At 58.2% G+C, this 19,770-nt stretch carries 14 protein-coding genes and 1 pseudogene; 10 read left to right on the forward strand and 5 right to left on the reverse strand.

Going from position 1 to position 19,770, the window contains the following annotated elements:
• The first annotated feature begins 53 nt into the window (after nucleotides 1-53).
• Complete coding sequence (locus VG146_17730) at nucleotides 54-2,285, forward strand: AMP-binding protein (GenBank protein ID HEV2394197.1); 2,232 nt, start codon at nucleotides 54-56, stop codon at nucleotides 2,283-2,285.
• A gap of 25 nt (nucleotides 2,286-2,310) precedes the next feature.
• Nucleotides 2,311-4,398 (forward strand): right-handed parallel beta-helix repeat-containing protein, encoded by a 2,088-nt coding sequence (locus tag VG146_17735; protein HEV2394198.1) that lies wholly within the window; start codon nucleotides 2,311-2,313, stop codon nucleotides 4,396-4,398.
• Here the strand turns inward: VG146_17735 and VG146_17740 are convergent.
• Together VG146_17740 and VG146_17745 are read right to left on the reverse strand one after the other, a co-directional pair.
• Nucleotides 4,376-4,648 (reverse strand): hypothetical protein, encoded by a 273-nt coding sequence (locus tag VG146_17740; protein ID HEV2394199.1) that lies wholly within the window; start codon nucleotides 4,646-4,648, stop codon nucleotides 4,376-4,378. The two genes, VG146_17735 and VG146_17740, sit on opposite strands and share 23 nt — an antisense overlap.
• A gap of 7 nt (nucleotides 4,649-4,655) precedes the next feature.
• Entirely contained in the window at nucleotides 4,656-6,098 is a 1,443-nt protein-coding gene (locus VG146_17745; protein ID HEV2394200.1) for a DNA methyltransferase, read from the reverse strand.
• Between the two features lie 206 nt (nucleotides 6,099-6,304).
• Here VG146_17745 and VG146_17750 point away from each other — a divergent pair, with 206 nt between their 5' ends.
• The 4 genes from VG146_17750 (at nucleotide 6,305) to VG146_17765 (ending at nucleotide 10,592) form a co-directional block, all read left to right on the forward strand.
• A complete protein-coding gene (locus VG146_17750; GenBank protein HEV2394201.1) occupies nucleotides 6,305-7,030 on the forward strand; it encodes a prolyl oligopeptidase family serine peptidase in 726 nt (241 codons plus the stop codon).
• A gap of 146 nt (nucleotides 7,031-7,176) precedes the next feature.
• Complete coding sequence (locus VG146_17755; protein HEV2394202.1) at nucleotides 7,177-8,061, forward strand: DUF4159 domain-containing protein; 885 nt, start codon at nucleotides 7,177-7,179, stop codon at nucleotides 8,059-8,061.
• 237 nt (nucleotides 8,062-8,298) lie between these two features.
• Nucleotides 8,299-9,174, forward strand: coding sequence for an NAD(P)-dependent oxidoreductase (locus tag VG146_17760; protein HEV2394203.1), 876 nt, complete (start codon nucleotides 8,299-8,301; stop codon nucleotides 9,172-9,174).
• 233 nt (nucleotides 9,175-9,407) lie between these two features.
• Nucleotides 9,408-10,592, forward strand: coding sequence for an FIST N-terminal domain-containing protein (locus VG146_17765; protein ID HEV2394204.1), 1,185 nt, complete (start codon nucleotides 9,408-9,410; stop codon nucleotides 10,590-10,592).
• Nucleotides 10,593-10,599: 7 nt separating this feature from the next.
• Here the strand turns inward: VG146_17765 and VG146_17770 are convergent, their stop codons facing one another.
• Nucleotides 10,600-11,337: an arginine deiminase-related protein gene (locus VG146_17770; protein HEV2394205.1), complete on the reverse strand. Its 738-nt coding sequence runs from the start codon at nucleotides 11,335-11,337 to the stop codon at nucleotides 10,600-10,602.
• A gap of 131 nt (nucleotides 11,338-11,468) precedes the next feature.
• Nucleotides 11,469-13,232 (reverse strand): DNA polymerase/3'-5' exonuclease PolX, encoded by a 1,764-nt coding sequence (polX, locus tag VG146_17775; GenBank protein HEV2394206.1) that lies wholly within the window; start codon nucleotides 13,230-13,232, stop codon nucleotides 11,469-11,471.
• 32 nt (nucleotides 13,233-13,264) lie between these two features.
• Between polX and VG146_17780 the strand changes: the two are divergent.
• Nucleotides 13,265-13,489: pseudogene (locus VG146_17780) on the forward strand (family 16 glycosylhydrolase).
• A gap of 74 nt (nucleotides 13,490-13,563) precedes the next feature.
• Here the strand turns inward: VG146_17780 and VG146_17785 are convergent.
• Nucleotides 13,564-14,178, reverse strand: a complete 615-nt coding sequence (locus tag VG146_17785) for an FxLYD domain-containing protein (protein HEV2394207.1) — start codon at nucleotides 14,176-14,178, stop codon at nucleotides 13,564-13,566.
• Between the two features lie 75 nt (nucleotides 14,179-14,253).
• On the opposite strand from VG146_17785, the gene VG146_17790 reads away from it, so the two are divergent.
• From VG146_17790 to VG146_17800, 3 genes are read left to right on the forward strand one after another with little or no spacing between them, the layout of a single operon-like run.
• Entirely contained in the window at nucleotides 14,254-15,675 is a 1,422-nt protein-coding gene (locus VG146_17790) for a DUF1501 domain-containing protein (GenBank protein ID HEV2394208.1), read from the forward strand.
• A gap of 2 nt (nucleotides 15,676-15,677) precedes the next feature.
• Entirely contained in the window at nucleotides 15,678-18,458 is a 2,781-nt protein-coding gene (locus VG146_17795; GenBank protein ID HEV2394209.1) for a PSD1 and planctomycete cytochrome C domain-containing protein, read from the forward strand.
• A 16-nt stretch (nucleotides 18,459-18,474) separates the two neighbouring features.
• The gene (locus tag VG146_17800) at nucleotides 18,475-18,795 is read left to right on the forward strand and encodes a hypothetical protein (protein HEV2394210.1); all 321 of its coding nucleotides are present in this window, start codon (nucleotides 18,475-18,477) and stop codon (nucleotides 18,793-18,795) included.
• Nucleotides 18,796-19,770: the final 975 nt, after the last annotated feature.

Here is a 19,770-nt window from a genome sequence, read left to right on the forward strand (position 1 = left end):
AGTTAGCTCTAGCGGCGCCCCTTTGACAACGATGATACTATCTGGGCGCGCTCATGATTACTTTTCTGCGCTGGCTGGTGCGGCTGCTCTACGGGTTCCGCTCGTACAACGAGGGCGCCCTCAAAACGCCCGGACCCGTTCTGCTGCTCTCCAACCACGTCTCCTGGTGGGATTGGATTTTTATCGGGGTCTGCTTGGAAGAGGACTGGCGCTTTGCCACATCGAGCACAACGGCCGAGCTGAGCTGGGTCCACCGCATGATCATGGTCAACCGCCGCACCTTCCCCGTGGACATGAATTCCCCCTACGCCATCAAACACATGGCCGAGTACTTGCAGCGCGGGGGCCGGTTGGTGCTGTTTCCCGAAGGCCGCCTTTCCACGACGGGCTCGCTCATGAAGCTCTTCGACGGCACGGGCTTTTTGATTTTCAAAACCCACGCCAAGGTCATCACCGCCTATATTCGTGGCGCCCAACGTCTGCCTTTCTCAAAAAATCCAAACCGCAAAAAGCTCTTCCCGCGCGTGTCGGTCCATTTCAGCGGGATTCACCCCCCGCCGGACCTTGGAGTGGTGAGCGCGACCCAAGCGAGGGGGCATTTGATTCACTGGCTGCGCGACCGGATGGTGGAACAACAATTTGAAACCGAGATGGCCTTTGCTCCCGCCACCGTTCCGGAAGCGATCGCCCAGGCGGCGCGTCTGGAACCGGGCCGGCGCATTCTTCAGGACGCCACATTGCAAGAATTGACCTACCGGCGCCTGCTTATCGGGGCCGACGTGCTGACCGCCCAGTGGCGTCCACTCCTGGATCGAACAGTGCCGCGAGTGGGTGTGCTGCTGCCCAACATAAACGCCGCGCCCGTCGTGGTCCTCAGCTTGTGGGGGGCCAATAAAACTCCCGCTATTCTGAATTATACTACCGGACCTGCCATTCTACTGGCCTGCGCGCGCCTGGCAGGGCTGAAGCAGGTGATCACCTCCAGGAGTTTTGTCACGCGCGCCAAGCTCGATCTCGGGCCGCTCGAGGCCGCCGGCATCGAGTTGCTCTTTTTGGAAGACGTCCGCGCGCGAGTCTCGGGCGGTCAAAAGCTCCAAAGCCTCGTCAGGCATCTGTTTGGCCTGGCATCCACCTCCATCGCTCCACGCTCAGAGAATACAGCCGTGATTCTCTTCACCAGCGGGTCGGAAGGCGACCCCAAGGGAGTCGAGTTGACCCATCACAACCTGCTGGCCAATATCCGCCAGATGCTCTCGGTAATCGATCTGATGGACACCGACCGTTTCTTCAACGCTCTCCCGCTGTTCCACAGTTTTGGTTTAATCATCGGCCTGTTCCTTCCCTTAGTGCAGGGTGTGCCGATCTTCCTTTACCTTTCGCCTCTGCACTACCGGGTCGTGCCATCGGCTTTTTACAATCTCAACTGCACCGTCTTTTTCGGCACCAACACTTTCCTCGCTGGCTATGCCCGCAAGGCGCACCCCTACGATTTCCGCAGCGTGCGGTATCTTTTCGCCGGCGCAGAGAAGCTTCAGGAGGGCACCAGCAAAACATGGATGGATAAGTTTGGCGTGCGCATTCTGGAGGGTTATGGGGCGACTGAATGCAGCCCATGTCTCACTGGCAACCTGCCGATGTGGCCGAAACCAGGGTCCGCTGGCCGGTTCCTGCCTCGCATCGAGTACCGACTTGAGCCCGTGGAAGGCATCTCCGAAACCCTACCAAGTAAGGATGGGGCGGCCTCTGGCGAAAAGCCAAAATCCAATGTAACCGGCGTCCCATCGCCTGCTTCGGCACCTGGCTCGACCCCTGCTGCGGGCCGGCTCTTTGTCCGCGGACCAAACATCATGCGGGGTTATTTGAATGCTGAAGCCAACGCAAAATTCAAGAGCCTGGGCGGCTGGTACGATACAGGTGACATTGCGCGTGTTGATGAGGAGGGTTTCGTTTTCATTCTGGGCCGCTTGAAACGTTTTGCCAAGGTAAGCGGTGAAATGGTGAGCCTGACCGCTGTCGAGGAGGCGCTGGCCGGCGCCTTCCCCCAATACGGTTTGAAGTTCGCCGTTGCCGTGATTGCCAAGCCCGACGAGGCCAAGGGAGAGAAACTCATTGCCGTCACCAACGAGCCGCGGCTCAAGCTTGAAGAGGTGCGCGAACGCATCCGCGCCCGCGGCCTGGGCAACCTCGCCGCCCCTCGGGAGATTAAGATCGTCCACGACATCCCCCGGCTGGGCACTGGCAAAATCAATCATCGTGAATTGGAGAGGACGCTTGCTTCTGTATAAACTCTGTGGGCTCGCTTAGCTACTTATGTGCAAAACCCTCATTGCAGCAACCCTTCTTGCTCTGGCCTGTGGCCGATCCCTCTCAGCCGAATTGTTTGTTGCCCCAGACGGTGACGACGCCAATCCCGGCACCCGCAGCAAGCCGTTGGCTTCCTTTCAGGCGGCCCAGCAACACGCCCGGGCCGAACGCAAACATCACCCCAGCCAGCCGGTGACGGTTACTTTTCGCGCCGGGGCGTACTCACTCGAACAACCGCTGGAATTTACTCCCGAAGATTCCGGCGTGTCGGCTCAACAACCGGTCCGTTACAGGGCACATCCGGGCGAATCGGTCGTGATTACCGCAGGCCGCTTGCTCAGCGGTTGGCAGCCGGACCCGCAACGGCCAGGGGTTTGGATGACCCGAGCGGCTGGACCCGAGGCGGCCACGAAGGCCTTGGTGCGCTTCAACCAGCTTTGGATCAATGGCCGCCGCGCGGTGCGCGCCCGCGCCCCCAACGAATTGGAATTTGGTACTTTGAACGGCTTTGCGTCGGAACCTGAAACCAATGGCCGCTCCGGCTTCCGGCACATCTTTACTGTCAACCCTGAGCTTCTCGCCTCGTTGCCGGCGGACGCCGTCGCCCTGCACGATGTCCAGGTCGTTGTCTTTCACAAGTGGGACACCACCCGCGAGCCCATCGAATCTGTTTCCCGTGAGAAAGGCATTTTCATCACGCACAGCGAGCGGGGCGAGGGCTCGAATCCCATCGAACGCGGCTGCCAGTTTTTTCTCGAGAATTGGCTCGCGGCGCTGGATGCGCCCGGCGAATGGTTTCTTGACAGCGCCGGCTGGGTCTATTACCGGCAACGTCCGGGTGAACTGATGCCAGTGGCTGAGGCAATCGCCCCCCAAGCTGAGCGCTTCCTGACTCTGCGCGGCAATGCAGATTCCCCAGAAGATTGGGTCCAGCATATTCGCTTCGAAGGACTCAAATTCCGTTTTGCCGCGTTCCGCATTCCCCCTGAGGGCTTGCCGCCCGAGCAGGCCTCGATGAATGTTCAGACCGCCGCCGTCGAGCTGAACGCCGCGCGCGACATCCGGTTCCTGGATTGCGCTGTCGAGCATATCGGCGCCACCGCGTTCTGGTTTCGGCATGCCTGCCGTGATTGCCTCGTGCTGCATACCCGCATGTTCGACTTGGGCATCAGCGGCGTGCGGATCGGGGAGAAGGACATCGTCCCCGAACCGGTCCGCACCGGACACATCACGATCGACGATTGTATCATCCAAGCGGGCGGACGCATCATGCCTCAAAGCGTTGGTGTCTGGATCGGCCAAAGCTCGGACAACTCGATTACCCATTGCGACATCGGCGATTTCTTTTATACAGCCGTCTCGGTGGGGTGGCGCTGGGGCTACGCCGAGAGCGCCGCCAAGCGCAATCATATTGAGTTCAATCACCTCCATCACCTGGGCTACCGCATCCTCAGCGACATGGGCGGGGTCTATACCCTCGGGCCCTCCGAAGGCGCCACCGTGCGCAACAACCTCATTCACGATGTCTATGCTGCGCGCTACGGGGGCTGGGGCCTCTATACCGACGAAGGCAGCTCTGGCATACTTTTCGAAAACAACCTCGTCCACGATGTCCTGGACGGCTGCATCCACCAGCATTACGGGAAGGAAAACATCTTCCGCAACAACATCTTTGCCTTCAGCCAGCAGGGCCAGATAGCTGCCACCCGCGCAGAACCGCATCTCTCCTTCACGTTCGAACACAATATCGTTTATTGGGACAACGGTTTTCTCCTGGGCTATTCCGCATGGAAAAACGGCGTCCGGGTCATCCTGCGCGATAATCTTTATTGGCGCGCCGGGGCCAAGCCATTCGATTTCGCCGGGAAGACCTGGCAGCAATGGCGCGCGGAAGGCAACGACGAAGGGTCGCGTATCGCAAATCCGCGTTTCTTCAATGCCAGCCACCGCGATTTCCGCCTCCACCACAACTCCCCCGCCATCAAACTCGGTTTCAAACCATTCGACCTCGCCGCACCCGGCGTTCAAGGGCACTCCTGGCGGAAACTGGCGGCGTTGCCATTTGCGCGCATCAGCGGGTCTCGGGAAGAATAACTTGGCCGTACGGGTAATGCCGTTGCTCTTTATACAAAATAATATGGCTCGGAAAGATGGTGGCCTGCCACCCGCGCCCCAGAGCGCTGACAAGTTGCTGGACGATGGCGCGAGCCTGTCGTGGGACATTTCTCAGGCTGACAGGAGTGGCTGCGTCGCTCTTAGGAATGTCGAACCTGAATGTGAAGGGCAATCTTGATTTGAGCTCCGTCACCGCTCCAGGCAAATCGAAATCAAACAATCCAAACATGCTTAGCTCAGATTCGCCGTAGCACAACCGCGCTCTCGTAGAGCCTGGCCGTGCTTTTTGCTCCTTGCCGCACCGAAGAAGCGACAATGCTGGCGCCGACGCGTTTCTGGCGCACGATGTGGATATTTTCGGTGACCAGATTGTGCCGAGACGCCAGGTCGGCGAGGATGTTGTCGATTGGGATTTCCACGCCTTGGAGTATGGAATTTCCAACGACCACCACAGCGCGGCCCTGCGGCCGGAGGACGTGCTCTGCGGCGCAACAGAATCGGTTCATATCGTTAAAATAAGTGGCGGCATAATTCGCCCAACCGGGCCCGCCGTAGGTTCCGCGGTCTAAGCCGATTTTGCTGATTTTCTCGAGCAGGCCTTCCAGACCAGGATGTTCGAAATCCAGCGGCACGCTTTCGAGGTCACGGACCGTTTGCCAGTACTTGCCAAAGTTCTGGTTTTCGAGGCCCTTCAGTTCACTGGCCTTCTTTATAAAACCAAGCCAGAAGAGCTGAGGCCGGGTGTTCCTCACGTAATGATAGTTGTTCAGGTACGGAGGAGAGGTGACGATCAGGTCCACCGAGCCCGCTCGCAACTGCCGCGCCCCTTTAAGGAAGCTCTCTGTAATGACCCGGCCCGTTGACCTCGGCTCAAAACGGTCCAACTCTGCCCGAAACCAGCTCACGTCGGATTTCATCGCCAGAAGCTTGGTGAGGATTGCTTCCGCGACAGGCGCGTCATCCTGGGTCGCCTTGCCTGCCGCCGGTCGGGATGACAGGCTCGGCTCGTACGAATAATTCGACAGGCTCACCATGACAGAGCCGAATGCGAGCCAGAACAAGTCTTGAATGTTCTTGGGCTCGATGTGCTGGATAAAACCCACTGCTTTGAGCACCTTTGCTTGCGAATGGCTCCCGAAAAACGGGATTCGGCTGCGGAAATATTCCGGCACTGCTGCGGTGCCGTTGCGCCTGGCCGCCCGGCTCATGTGCTGTTGGAATTTAAGAATGACCCCACCCACCTGCTCAGGAGCGATGTCGGCCGCCTGGCACTTCGCGGTGGCCGCCAGAGCCGCGTAAGGGTTGATCTCGAATCCCACAGCGTCATGGCCGCACCGCATGGCCTCGATGAGAGTCGTTCCGACGCCGCAGAAAGGGTCGAGAACCACAGCTCGGACGTTGGAGTTCGGCGGCAAATACCGGGCGAATGCGTCCTGCACGAACTCCGCTGAGAATCCGGCTATCCACGGCACCCAGCGATGAATTGGGCGCAATTTGTTATCGCTGAAGGCCGAATCAGCAAAGCCTCCATTAACCTTCGAAAGCCCGCTCTTCTGGGATGCATCGATTGACCAATCTGGCGGCAGCAGGATGCCTTGCGACGTTTCCTTCAGTTTTAAAGCGGCTGTTCGCCCCGAAAGCGGATAGCGCGCGGCGCGACGTTTGGTTTTTGCGGCCACTTGTTTGTGCGGACCTACTATTAACGAACCCGCACCGCTACGCCAGATAATTTCACCCTCGAGCCTTGAGCTGAGCCGCCTTGCTCCTGCCCAGCCCTTGATTCCCCTTTCAGGCTCTTTTTCATTTTCCAGTTTCAGCTTGCGGTTTTTGCGCCACTCGGTTGGATTGTCCCCTGAACGCACGTCCATATTCTGCCGCGATGAAAATGAAATCCTTACCAATCCAAGCGTCTCTTCTTTTTTCACTGCTGGCCTGTGCCGCTCCGGCTCAATCAACTGACTCGCCCGTCCAGCAGGAGAAGCATTTCGAAGCTAGGATCACCACAACGGCCAAACTCAATTACTTGCTGTTTCTGCCCCAGGGTTACGAAGGCTCTAGAAAGAAATGGCCGCTCATGCTCTTTCTGCACGGCTCGGGCGAATCCGGCACGAACATCGAAAAGGTCAAGGTGCACGGGCCGCCTAAGATCGTTGAGTCCAAGCCGGACTTCCCCTTTATCCTGGTTTCACCACAAAGCCCCGGGCGCGGCTGGAACCCGGACGTCCTAAATGCCCTGCTGGACCGAATCATCTCCAAGTATCGCGTCGATAAAGACCGGGTTTATCTGACCGGTCTGAGCATGGGCGGCTTTGGGACCTGGGCCCTGGCGGCGGAGCACGCGGAGAAATTTGCCGCCATTGTGCCCATTTGCGGAGGAGGCAATCCGGCCGACGCCCCCAAACTGGCCCGCTTGCCTATCTGGGTTTTCCATGGCGCCAAAGACCCAACCGTGCCGCCGGCGCGCTCGAAGGAGATGGTCGAGGCCATCCGGGCTGCCGGAGGCAATGTGAAGTTTACGGTCTATCCGGATGCCGGCCATGATTGTTGGACTGAGACCTACAATAATCCGGCGCTTTACGAGTGGCTGCTGGATCAGAAAAGGAAACGATAAGCCGTAAGTCAAATGGCTACGGCTAAGCATCCGCGCAAAAGTGTCAACGCACATCCGAACCCCCATGCTTTACGCTCTCACGCTCCTGACGCTCCACGACTTGACAACTCGCGCCCTGGCACAGAGCGTAGATGCTCACGACTGCAATGAAACGCAAAAGAATCAAGCGGCCAGGATGGGTGGCCATTCTCTCATTAGCGCTTATCAGTGTCCTCCCGCTCGCCCCGGCCCAGGGTCAGAACCGCGCCAGGACCCGCTTTGGCCGCAGCTATGGGATGGATAGTCCCGAGGCTGCTCAGGAACAGCAATTGATGCAACAAGCGCTGGTCCCCGGGTTCGAGGAGGATGTCTTCACGTTCGCGCGGCTCAGATTTGATACCGATACGCGGTATGGCCTGGGCGGCGGACGCCAATGGGACGATGATACGCCCGAGGCCGATTTGAATCTGACGTACCGCCTGTTCCAGGTGACCAGCCTCACCGTCCGGCCCGGCCTGAACTTTATCGACATTACCACCAAGGACCTTGAAAAGTATCCCTTTGTGTACCTTGCCTCAGCCGGCAGGGTGGTGCTTTCTGACTCGGAGGTCCGCGATCTACGCCGTTACCTTTTGAACGGCGGGTTCCTCATGGCCGATGATTTTTGGGGAGATGAGCAGTGGACGCATTTTTATGAGCAACTCAAGCGGGTGTTCCCCGAACGTGAGCCCGTTGAATTATCGCTCGACCATCCCATTTTTCATTGCGTGTTTAATTTCAAGAAGGAGCCTCAAATGCCAAGCGTGGGGGCCTTCTTTCGCTTCCGCACCTCGTATGATCCGGGCTGGCCTTATTACGACAAGAATCATGACCCCCATTTTTATGCGATTTACGATAACAAGAACCGCATGATGGTGATCATTTGCCATAACAATCACTTTGGCGATGGATGGGAGCACGAAAGCGACGACGAAAGTTATTTTAAGATTTTTTCCGAGCCGATGGCCTACCCCATGTTCATTAACATCCTCGAATACGCCATGACGCACTAGGAGCACGTTTAAAAAATAGTTTGCCGCCTTCCTCCTCGTCCTGGTCCGTAGCAGCCGACGCCAGGAGGCTCTGATCTCAGCCCTGAGTTTCACCAGGTCAAACCCGCGGCACACCAACAGAAGAAGGATCAAGCCTCCGGGCATCGACTGCTACGATCTGACCAGATCGAGGACGACCAAGAAGATGAGGACGACCTGCCCTCCATCCCTTACTCTATTCCGAAGAAAACCTGAATTATGCCTGAAACGATTGGATTTGTTGGCGTCGGCAGGATGGGTGCGAATATGGCGCGCCGCCTGAAGGACTGTGGGTACCCAATTGCAGCGGTGTTGGATTCTCATCCCGAAAGGGCACAAGCCCTGGCGCAGGAGTTGGGATGCCAGGCCGCCCAGGAGTTGAAAGAGGTCACCCGGCTCTGTGATGTCGTCTTTACGGTCGTCACAAATGACATCGCGATGAAGCAGGTTTTTAACGGCGGCCTGCTGCGACGAGCGCGGGGCAAGCTCTTTATTAACTGCGCGACGCTGACGCCCGCCGTCCACGTCTGGGCGGAAACTAAGGCCGAGAAGGCTGGGGCGCTTGGACTGGAAGCCTGCATGGCCTCGAGCATCACCCAAGCCCGCCAAGGCACTCTTTACCTCATGTGCGGCGGCACACCGGCGGCATTCGAGCGCGCCAAACCGATTCTGGAAAAAATCAGTTCATCGATCCGGCACATCGGGCCGGCAGGCAAGGCGGCGCAAGTCAAGGCGCTGGTCAATATGGTGATGAACATCAACACGGCTGCCCTGGCAGAAGGTCTTGCTCTGGGCGATGCCCTTGGGCTTGATCTGACGCTCCTGCGCGAAGTCTTCTCCGAGACCGGCGCCAATTCTCAGGTCCTCAAAACAGATGGCGAAGACATGCAAAACCGGGAGCACTCCTGCTTTTTTTCAGGCGAGCACGCCGCGAAGGATTCCGGCATTGCCCTCAAATTGGCCAAAGAGCATGGGCTTAACCTGCCCCTGGCTGTGGCAACCAAAAAACAATACGAACGCCTGGTGGCTGCCGGATTCGGCGGGCTCGATAAATCAGGGATAGCCGAATTGACGTTCAAAGACCGAGGGCACTAAGAGGGTGTTACCGTTGTTCCAGCCTTCAAGTTTGTCATCTTCGCGCTAGTGCTGGTGTGGAATGCGCCGCAGGCGGACAAGCGGGCGCTTAGCCATTCTCCACTCCATAATGGCTTTTGTCCACCAACTCCTCCCTCCCAGTTTGACTCCGCAATGTTACGTCCGCAATCGCCGGAGCCTGAATAGGAGCGCGTTGAGGTTGCATTTAGACTCGGCGCCATTAAGTTTGGCTTGTGGGTAACGAATATTCCACAGCGGCACATTGGCCGGGCGCCTTCGAGGAAGCCGGCATTCAAAAATGGGCCGAACATCTTCGCTACCAATTGACCGGGCCGGTATCACTGGGATTGGTTTTCATGACGCCCCGGTTCTTTCCCTTTGCCAGGCAAGTTCTTGAGATATTGCAGGTCCATGCCCGTATCCCGCTGCTGGCGGGCTGCTCCAGCCAGGCATTGATCGTCGGCGCGCAGGAAGTCGAACAGAACGCCGGCATCACCCTCGGCCTCTATTCCTTGCCCGGCGCAGATTTGAAAGGATTTCACTTCACCCAGGCCCAGGTCGAGCAATGCAGTGGACCGGCCTATTGGCGGTCAGAGACCGGTTTGCAGCCCGACCAGACCAATGGCTGGCTGGTCTTTATTGACCCGTTTCACCTGGATAGCGAGTCGTGGCTCAAGACCTGGAATGAAGCATACGCCCCGCGGCCAGTGCTTGGCGGTTTGGCTAGCGGTGACCTGACCGAGCAAACGACGCAGATTTATCTTAACGGCGACGTGTTCGAAGAAGGCGGCGTGGCGCTTTCATTCGGCGGCGCGGTTGGATTGGCCGGAGTGACCTCTCAAGGCTGCACCCCCATCGGAGAGACCTGGACGTTAACCAAGGTTGAGCAAAACATTATCCACGAGATCGGCAACCGGCCTGCCTACGAAGTGCTTGCCGAAACTTTCAATCAACTCGCGCCCGAAGACCAAAAAAAGGCGCGCGGCAATCTCTTCATCGGGTTGGTCGTGAACGAGTACCTCGAAGACTTTCATCGCGGCGACTTCCTCATCCGCAATTTGCTCGGGGCCGATCCGCGCTCCGGGAGCATCGCGGTGGGCGCCTTGCCGCGCCTGGGCCAAACCGTGCAGTTCCAGCGGCGCTCGGCAACTGCGGCTACCGAGGATATGGACGAGTTGTTGACTCGCGCCCGCGCCAAGCTGGGTGCGGCCACCATTTATGGCGGTTGCCTGTGCAGTTGCAATGGGCGCGGGCAAGGCCTCTTCGGCAAGCCCAATCACGACGCCCAGATGGTCCAGCAGCGCCTGGGGCCTCTCGGTTTGTCCGGTTTCTTTTGCAATGGCGAGATTGGACCGGTCGGCCAAAAGAATTTCCTCCATGGTTACACCGCATCTCTGGCGCTGTTTATAAAGAAGTAGTGCGGGTTCAGTTCTTCTGCGGCAAAAACAGCGTCAGGCATTTGCATGCGCCGCCGGCTTTAAGAAACTCCGTCATGGCGAGTCGATGCGTCTGATAGCCTTCCTTCTGCAAGGCCTCGCCCAGGCGCGGGCAGCTTTCCGGCAGCACCACATCTTTTTCCAGACATACCGCGTTGCAGCCGAAATGGCCCGCTTCTTCCGCCGGGGCCTCGATCAGCGGCGCCACATGCTGCCGGATGGCCCGCTGACCGTATTCATCGAATGCCGCCGGGTACCAGGCCGCGCCGCCTCGAGGCAATGGACAAAAACACGTGTCGAGATGGTAAAACCGGTCATCCACCAACTCGACCGAAACAACCAGACATTTCAACAGCTCGGCCAGGTACCGGTGTGAATGAATATCGGACCGGAACCGGTAGCCGCAGAACAGAGTGTCGCCGCAAAACAACGCATCCCCTTCTCCTTCGAAAAGCATATTCTGCGGCAGGCGCGCGATCTCATAATCATTCCGGGCGAACCATTGCTCGAAGTGTTGTTCTTCGCCACGCCGCTGAGGGAATCTGAAGTTGCTGCGGATAAACCTGTTGCCTACGACCAACCCCGCGTTGGCCGTAAACACCATGTCCGGCAGCCCCGGCTCAGGCTCAATGAGTTCGACAACGCAACCCAACGATTGCAACTGCTCCTTGAGCTGTTGCCATTGGCTCGCCGCCACGGCGCTGACAGCCTGCTGAGCGCGATGCATCCAGGGATTAATCTCGTACTCGATACCGTAATGCTCCGGCGGGCACAGCAGCAGCTTGCGTATGGCCTAATCTAACCCAAAAGTGCAGTTATACAGCGGTTTGCCATGCTTTGCGTTTGCTGCGTCTCTCTTCATGCCTTCCTTGGCGGCCGTTTGGCGCGCAGAGCCTTGATCAACTTGTCAAAAGGCAGTGTGTTCACCACGTCTTCCTTGGTCAGCCAGCCTTTGTGCGCAATGCCGGCGCCCAGGCGTAGAAAACCGGCGTGCTCGAAACGGTGGGCGTCGCAATCGATGACGCATTTTACCCCTTTAGATTTCGCATAGGGCCAGAAGCGCCAGTCCATATCAAAACGGTTGGGGCTGGCATTGAGTTCTATCCAGGTGCCCGTTTCGGCGCACGCATCCACCACCGCCCGATGATCAACCTTGTAAGGCTCGCGGTCGAGCAGCAAGCGGCCAGTTAAATGACCCAGGATATGGACGTAGGGATTGCGCGCCGCGCCAATCAGCCTCTTGGTCATTTCGGTCTCTGTTTGGCTGAAGCTCTGGTGGATGCTGGCGATGACCACGTCCAGTTCCGCCAGCAGCTCATCGGGAAAATCCAGCCGGCCATCCCGCAAGATATCCACCTCGGCGCCGGTCAGCAGCCGGAATGGGATTGCCTCCTTGGCCAGGGCGGCGTTGATGGAGGCGATTTCCTTGAGTTGTTGTTTCAGCCGGGACGCATCGAGGCCATTGGCCTGAAACGAGGACTTGGAATGGTCTGTTATCCCCCAGTACGCCAACCCCAGCTCCTGCATGTCTCTGGCAATCTCTTCCGGGCGCTGGTGCCCATCGCTCCAGGTCGAGTGATTGTGCAGCGAGCCTTTCAGGTCAGTCCATTCCAACAGCCGCGGCAGGGGGCCCTGCTCGGCCAGAGAAATCTCCCCGAGGTCCTCGCGCATCTCCGGCGGGATATAACTCAACCCGAGTGCTTGAAAGACTTCCTCCTCGGTCTTGCACGGGACGAGCAGCTTCGGGTCACGAGTTTCGCTCTTCGAGCGGAACAGGCCGTATTCGTTGAGCCGCAGCCCGCGGTCGATGGCCCGCTGGCGCATGATGATATTGTGTTCCTTGCTGCCGGTGAAATACATCAGAGCCGGGGCGTACTCGGAATCACTGACCACGCGCAGGTCCGATTGGATGCCTCCTTCCAGGAGGATGCTGGCCTTGCTGTCGCCCCGGGCCAGCACCTCGAGGATGCCCGGCTGGCGCGTAAAGAATTCCAGCACCTCTCCGGGATGTCGCGACGAGGCCAGCAAATCGATGTCGCCAATGACCTCGCGATAGCGGCGCAAACTCCCTGCCGTGCTGCACCGCAACACCTCCTCATGCGAGCGGAGCCGTTCCAACAACCTCTCGGACAGCGGCAACGTCTCGCCCAGCAGATGCCTCGAAGCATAGGCGCGGCGCCGGTGGATGCCCTCACAAATGTTGGTTTGGGTCTTTTCGCCAAAACCCTTCAGGCGCGCTACCGTGCCCTCATTGCAGGCCGCTTCGAGTTGCTCGACTGTCTCGATACCGAGTTCGTCGTGGAGGGCTTTGATCTTTTTTGGGCCCAGCCCCGGGATGTCGAGCATGGCCACCAGCCCGGGCGGCGTGGCGGCTTTGAGTTCCTCGTAATACGCCAGCCGTCCTGTTGTGATAAGTTCGCAGATTTTCTTCTGAATGGATTCGCCAATCCCTTTAACTTCTGCCAATCGCTCCTCCCCAATGACTTTGTCCAGAGGTTCGCTCATGCCTTCCAGGGCGCGCGCGGCGTTCAGATAGGCGCGCGCTTTGAACGGGTTCTCCCCCTTCAGTTCGAGCAACGTGGCGATACTGGTCAAAATGCCGGCTACCTGTTCCTTATCCATGCAATGAGAGTAATCGCAGAAAGGTAAAAAGAAAAATGTTCCATGATTTTGCAGTTGAGTGGTCGGCGCAGGCCATCGTGTGGTTTGTGGATGGCGCGGAGAGGTTCCGGTCAGAGGACTCCATCCCGCACGGTAAAATGTATATGCTTGTCAACCTGGCGGTGGGCGGCGACTGGCCAGGCCCACCGGATGACGCCACTCAATTCCCGGCGCCGTTTGACGTGAATTACGTCCGCGTTTACCAAAAGGCGCAGTAGTTCAGCGCCGTTTACTTCCCGGGGTCCCCTTCGCTTTCCCTTAAAGTGCGCCATGCCATCTTGCCGCTGGCGCCTTATTGTCGTTCAGTGATGGTTGCCAGCTTCGCAGTCGTGGCATTCGAATCCAGCACCAGCGCCTTGAAATGCCACTCCGCTCCGGGTTCAAGCACCTGTTCGTAATCCGTTGCCGTGCCGACCTTCCGATCGAATTCATCGAAGAGATTCAACTCCACCTTCACACCGAACCTCTGGCGTGAGGCCAGATTGCGAATCGTCCCCACGGCATAGATCAGCGAGGTCCCGGGGGCTTTTTCCAGTGCGATGGCTGAGGCGGAAAAGGCATTCGTAGAACTTATAGGGCCTGCCGCCCCAACTTGCCCTTCAAGATTCGTGGCCGTGTTCCCGGCCAAAGCTGCCGCTGCGGCGGCTTTCTGCCGCGCAGCCCACCTTTCCGCTCGCTTTAATGCCACTAATGCCCCGGCTAATCCCAACCCAAGTATCACCACCCCAATAACCGTCCACACAATCGCACGGGTTGGGATTGTGGGTTCCTGTACCGGGACCAACAAAAGCAGCTCAGTTTGATTGCCGCAGTGCGGGCAAGGCGCTGCTAAACCGACAGAGTCGGCAGGGAATTCCAAGTGGCCGCCGCAGTGCTGGCATTCGCCTTTTAAGTACCTGGTAGTCATTTCTTGGCATCAAATTTGCAATAAATGCGAAACCAGATGCCTAATCATGGCGTCTTCTGTCATATTGATACAATTATGAGCGCCGACGACAAGTTTATCCGAGAGCATTACCCGCGCATCGAGGACCTGTTCATTACCCGCCGCCAGTTTCTGCAGCGGGCGGGGATGGGATTCGGCATGCTGGGGCTCGCGGGGCTTCTCGGGCAGGAGCTGGTTTCCACCGCCCAGGCCGAGACAGTAGCGACATTGGCCCCCCGGGACCCGCCGCTCCCGGCCAAAGCCAAACACGTCGTCCACATTTTCGCTCAAGGCGCCCCTTCGCATGTGGACACGTGGGACCCTAAACCGGCCTTGGCGCAATATGACGGTCAAAGCATTCCCGGCAGTGATGGAGTAGCGATGGCTTCTCCTTTCAAATTTGAGAAAAAAGGCGCTTCGGGAATTGAAATCAGCGAAGTATTTCCAAAATTGGGGGAACTGGTGGATGACCTGGCGGTAGTGCGCTCGATGTACACCGATATCCCCGCGCATGAGGTGGCGACGGTGTTCATGAATACCGGCTCGACGCGCTTTTCGCGGCCAAGCCTGGGCTCGTGGGTTTTATATGGGCTTGGAACCGAGAATCAGAACATGCCGGGTTATATCTCACTGCGCCCGGGCGGCACACCGCCGGGCGGGAGTTCCAATTGGCAGGCCTCTTTTCTGCCCGGCATTTACCAGGGAGTGAGCATCAACACCCGAATCACTTCAGTGAACCAGCTCGTCCAAAACATTCACAACCCCTACACGCCATTGAATGAACAGCGCCGCCAATTGGACCTGGTACACAAACTGAACGAATTACACGCGCAAAACTTGCAGAAGGATTCCCAGCTCGAGGCCCGCCTGCAGGCTTTCGAGATGGCCTTCAAGATGCAAACCGAGGCCACTGACGCCTTCGATCTTGCCAAGGAGCCATCAGCCATGCGCGAGTTATATGGCCGCAGCGCCCAAGGCAACCAGCTCTTGATCGCTCGCCGGCTCATCGAGCGCGGGGTGCGGTTTGTGCAAGTCTGGGCGGGAGGCTGGGACCATCACCAGGACATCGAGGAGAAGCTCCCCGAGCGCGCCCGAGACATCGATCAGCCCTTAGCTGCCTTTATTGCAGACCTCAAGCGACGCAATCTTTTCGACAGCACCTTGATTATTTGGGGAGGCGAATTTGGCCGTAAACCGGTGCGGGACAGAAATGGCGGCGAGAATCCCGGGCGCGACCATAATGGCAAGGCGTTCACGACCGTGCTGGCTGGAGGCGGGGTGCGCGGCGGCATGGTTCACGGGGCTACTGATGAGTTTGGGGCTGCTGCCGTGGAAAATCGCGTCCACATTCACGACCTGCACGCCACGATTCTTGCCCTGCTGGGCTTCGATCACAAGAAACTCACCTATCGCTATAATGGCCGGGATTTCCGGCTTACGGACGTCTCCGGCGAGGTCGTCAAAGCGGTGATTGCTTAGTCGTGAAAGAGGCTCAACTTCAACCTGGCGCGGGCGACTTGGCCAATGCCAGTAGCTCCGTGGAAATCCAGGCTGGGATTTGTGCTCCGGGTCGGATGGTCAGAACCAGTGACCTGGCTGTCCCGGAGGGACATCCGACAATAGCCCAACGCTTCGGCGTTGGGGAGAGGACGTTGCAGCCCTTTAGTCCCGAAGGGACCGCTGAACCTGCACACTTGCGTCCTCTATTCAGCCGTCCCTTCGGGACTCACGCCCCCACACCTATCCCCAACGCTGAAGCGTCGGGCTATTCTCAATCATCCCTCCGGGATGAGAACAAAATCCTGGTTGCATCGGCCGCCGCGCCGGCGGGTTCGGTCCGTGTCTCGCCGGTTGGAGGTGGCATGCACCGTTTGGGCTCTGCCAGTGTCGGCGCGCTCTTCGTTCTATTCCTGGGCGGGCATTGTCGTGCCGTCGAGCCCACTCCTGCCCAGCTCGAGTTCTTTGAGAACCGGGTTCGGCCAGTGCTTTCGGAAAACTGTTACCGATGCCATAGCCAGCATGCCGAGAAGATCAAGGCCGGGTTGCTGTTGGACAGCCGCCAGGGGGTGCTCAAAGGCGGCGAGGGCGGCCCGGCTATTATGCCCGGCGACCCCGAGCATAGCTTGCTCATTAAAGCAATCCGCTACACAGACCCTGACCTCCAAATGCCGCCCAAAGGCAAGAAGCTCTCCGATGCCGCGATTGCTGACTTGACCGCCTGGGTTCAAATGGGCGCCCCGGACCCGCGCGGGGACACCGGCAATCGTCCGGTCGAAACCAGCAAATCACATTGGGCCTGGCAACCTTTGACACATCCCGCCGTGCCCGAGGTAAAGGACAGTTCCTGGCCAAAGACACCCATTGACAACTTTATCCTGGCGAAGCTCGAGGAAAAGGGTCTCAAACCCAATCCACCAGCAGATAAGCGAACTCTCCTGCGGAGGGCAACATTTGATCTCATCGGCTTGCCACCCACCCCTCAAGAGATCGATGATTTTCTCAAGGACGACTCTCCGGATGCATTTGCCAAGGTGGTGGACCGCCTCCTGGCCTCGCCGCACTACGGTGAGCGCTGGGGCAGGCACTGGCTCGATGTGGCCCGTTACAGCGACACTAAGGGCCAGGTCCGCCGCCAACGCGAGGACCCCAATTATCCGTTTGCCTGGACGTATCGCGATTATGTGATTCGCAGCTTCAACCAGGACAAGCCTTACAACTTGTTCGTTATCGAGCAGATCGCCGCCGACAAACTCCCGGCCACCGCGCGGAATCCGACCAATCTTTGCGCGCTGGGGTTTTTGACGGTTGGCGATCGGTTCATGGGCATGCAAAACGATATCATCAACGATCGGATCGATGTCGTCACCAAAGGGTTCCTCGGGCTCACGGTGACCTGCGCCCGCTGCCACGATCACAAGTTCGATCCCATCCCGACGCGCGATTATTATTCCCTTTACGGCGTGTTCGCCAATTGCGCCGAGCCGTCCATCGAGCCGGTGATTCAAGAACACGTCGGCGGCCCCGAGTACCACGATTATTATGAGCAACGGATGGCGATCGAACGCGAGAAGGAGGCCATCCAGGCGAGGTTCCGCGAATATCGCCGCGCGCGCAATCGCGAGGGCCTGCGCCAGCTCCAGCGGGCGCAGCGCGAAAACGCGACGAAAATCGCCCGCCTCGAAATGACGCATCCGGGCGCCCCCGCGCGCGCGATGGTCCTTGAGGACCTGGCGCGGACCCATGATACACCGGTATTCATCCGGGGCGACGCGGGCAATAAGGGCCCCTTGGCGCCCCGGCATTTTCTTGAAGTGCTGGCCGGCTCGATGCGGCCCGCGTTCACTAACGGCAGCGGGCGGCTGGACCTGGCCTGGGCAATTGTCAGCAAGGGCGATCCCATTACCCCGCGGGTGATGATCAACCGTATCTGGCTGCATCATTTCGGCGAAGGCTTCGTTTCCACCCCGGACGATTTCGGCATGATGTCCGAGCCCCCAAGTCATCCGGAGCTGCTGGATTACCTGGCGTCGCGTTTCCTGGACGAGGGGTGGAGCATTAAAAAAATCCACCGGCTGATTCTGCTGTCGAGTGTCTATCAGGAGAGCAGCGCCAACAACCCGCGTTACGCGCAAGTCGATCCCGATAACCGTCTGCTGTGGCGGGCCAACATCCGGCGTCTGGAATTCGAGGCCCTGCGCGATTCGCTCCTGGCCATTGGGGGGGACCTGGACCTCACGATGTATGGGCGCCCCGTCGAGATCGGCAAAGAGCCCTACTCACGGCGCCGGACCATTTATGGCCGCGTGGACCGCGCGAATGTGGCGGACGTTCTCATCAATTTTGATTTCGCCGACCCTTCGATGCCCAATGGCCGCCGGCACCAAACCACCGTGCCGCAGCAGGCCCTCTTCCTCATGAACAGCCCGCTTGTGGTCGAGCAGGCCAAACATTTGGTCGCCTTGCGCGATTTTCGTGAATGCGATGATGATGCCGCGCGAATCCAGTTTCTCTATGAACGCATCTACCAGAGGCCGCCCAGTCCTGAGGAAACCAAACTCGGCATCGAGTTCATCGAGGATAAACCCGCTTCGGACAAAGTGGCCGCCGGCCCGCGCGCCGTGCGCCCCGTCGCCAACTTCACCGGCGCAAACCAATTCAGGCCGCGACGAGCGCGTTTGCCACAGACGCGCAATCCTCTGACAGTCTGGCAGGAGTACGCCCATGCCTTGCTCCAGGCCAATGAGGTCTCGTTCTTGAACTAAACGTCGCAGCTCTGTTATGAAGAAGTCAAAAACGATCCACCAGCGAAACTCGCGCAATTGCCGCAACCCTTCTGCCACCAATTCAGGCTGCAAGGGCCTGAATGGCGCCGAGGCGGGCGGCCGCTTGCTGCCGCTTGTTGAGGCCCAGGCCAGCTATACGGTCCGTATTGAGGCCAACTGGTCACCTGCCCGAGCGAGAACTCGGCGGAAAGGCCGCCAATGTCCCCGCGTCAAGCGCGAAGCGGCGTTGACAACCGGGTGGTCGGCGGGGGAAAATGAGAGCGACAAAGCCGGAGCAGTCGCGCTTCTGACTCCTTTAGCAGGGCTTCGCCGGTGATCAGCGGTCGAGGTCCGAAAACCGCGAGGACAGCACTGGATGTGGGTGGCCCGTGTGTTGAGGCCTTCGGATGAATAGAAGAGAAGGCGCACCTTCCAAGTTGCAAGGCCGCGAACTCCAAGAAGCTGCTGCGGAATCATTTCCAAAATAGGTGGCGCCTGCCATGCTATTGGTTGCGGAATTATATTTTGGAACTTGGCCCAGGGATCATTGCTAAACGTAAGCGCCGCACTCGATGAAAGTAATACCAGTGAACTCGTGCTTTTTTACTGAGGCTATAAAGTTTTCGGTCGCAATAATCCTACTCCAGGAGCCAGCGAGGCTTCTTAAAATCAGCTTGTCGTTTCCCATGGAACTTGGCTTCAGGCTAGAGCCACCTTCAAAGATCATGCGAACGATTTTAGTTCTCGCCGGTAACTGTTCTTTTGATGACTGAAAAAATCACACTCACTGGCTGTCGGTGGCAAAAACGGCAGTCAATCTCTTAACCCTGATACTGCAATGCCTGCTGATTCTTGAAAAACGCCTTTCGCGTGTGAAGCGAAAGCCAAAAAACGTTCGGCTGCCATGACGCCAGGTCCCCTCCTCACTGGCCCGGATTCTCGTGCAGGCCGGTGGCCCAGGACCCGACCACCATGCACGGAGACCATTGTGACGGCGGGACCTTTGGCTCTAAGGCAGAGTTATAAGATCGCTAAGGAGCCAAGCCAGGGCAACGCCTATCAAGATGACGAGCACCAGAAGCTGCCATAGCTTGATCCTCTTGCCTTTCTTCGGATTGCTCATTTCAGCGTTTCTGTTCAGCTACCGTCGCCAAGCAGGGTTACTAATGTGAAAATCCTCAAACGCAGAGATTATGTCATCAAGAAACTCGTCGTCTTTAGTCCCCGGAAAAAGTAAAGCCAAGGGGTTAAAGCCAAGTAAAGCCAAGGGGTCACATCTCAATTTTTGACAATTCATGTTCGATTTGCGCCA

It is taken from the genome of Verrucomicrobiia bacterium, from assembly GCA_035946615.1.
Taxonomy (GTDB): Bacteria; Verrucomicrobiota; Verrucomicrobiia; order Limisphaerales; family UBA8199; genus DASYZB01.

Coding starts and splice junctions, on each gene's coding strand:
- VG146_17740 (HEV2394199.1), bottom strand. CDS start 4,648: ATGTTTGGATTGTTTGATTTCGATTTGCCTGGAGCGGTGACGGAGCTC.
- VG146_17790 (HEV2394208.1), top strand. CDS start 14,254: ATGAGCGCCGACGACAAGTTTATCCGAGAGCATTACCCGCGCATCGAG.
- VG146_17750 (HEV2394201.1), top strand. CDS start 6,305: ATGAAATCCTTACCAATCCAAGCGTCTCTTCTTTTTTCACTGCTGGCC.
- VG146_17755 (HEV2394202.1), top strand. CDS start 7,177: ATGAAACGCAAAAGAATCAAGCGGCCAGGATGGGTGGCCATTCTCTCA.
- VG146_17730 (HEV2394197.1), top strand. CDS start 54: ATGATTACTTTTCTGCGCTGGCTGGTGCGGCTGCTCTACGGGTTCCGC.
- VG146_17800 (HEV2394210.1), top strand. CDS start 18,475: ATGAAGAAGTCAAAAACGATCCACCAGCGAAACTCGCGCAATTGCCGC.
- polX (HEV2394206.1), bottom strand. CDS start 13,232: ATGGATAAGGAACAGGTAGCCGGCATTTTGACCAGTATCGCCACGTTG.
- VG146_17735 (HEV2394198.1), top strand. CDS start 2,311: ATGTGCAAAACCCTCATTGCAGCAACCCTTCTTGCTCTGGCCTGTGGC.
- VG146_17785 (HEV2394207.1), bottom strand. CDS start 14,178: ATGACTACCAGGTACTTAAAAGGCGAATGCCAGCACTGCGGCGGCCAC.
- VG146_17760 (HEV2394203.1), top strand. CDS start 8,299: ATGCCTGAAACGATTGGATTTGTTGGCGTCGGCAGGATGGGTGCGAAT.
- VG146_17770 (HEV2394205.1), bottom strand. CDS start 11,337: ATGCATCGCGCTCAGCAGGCTGTCAGCGCCGTGGCGGCGAGCCAATGG.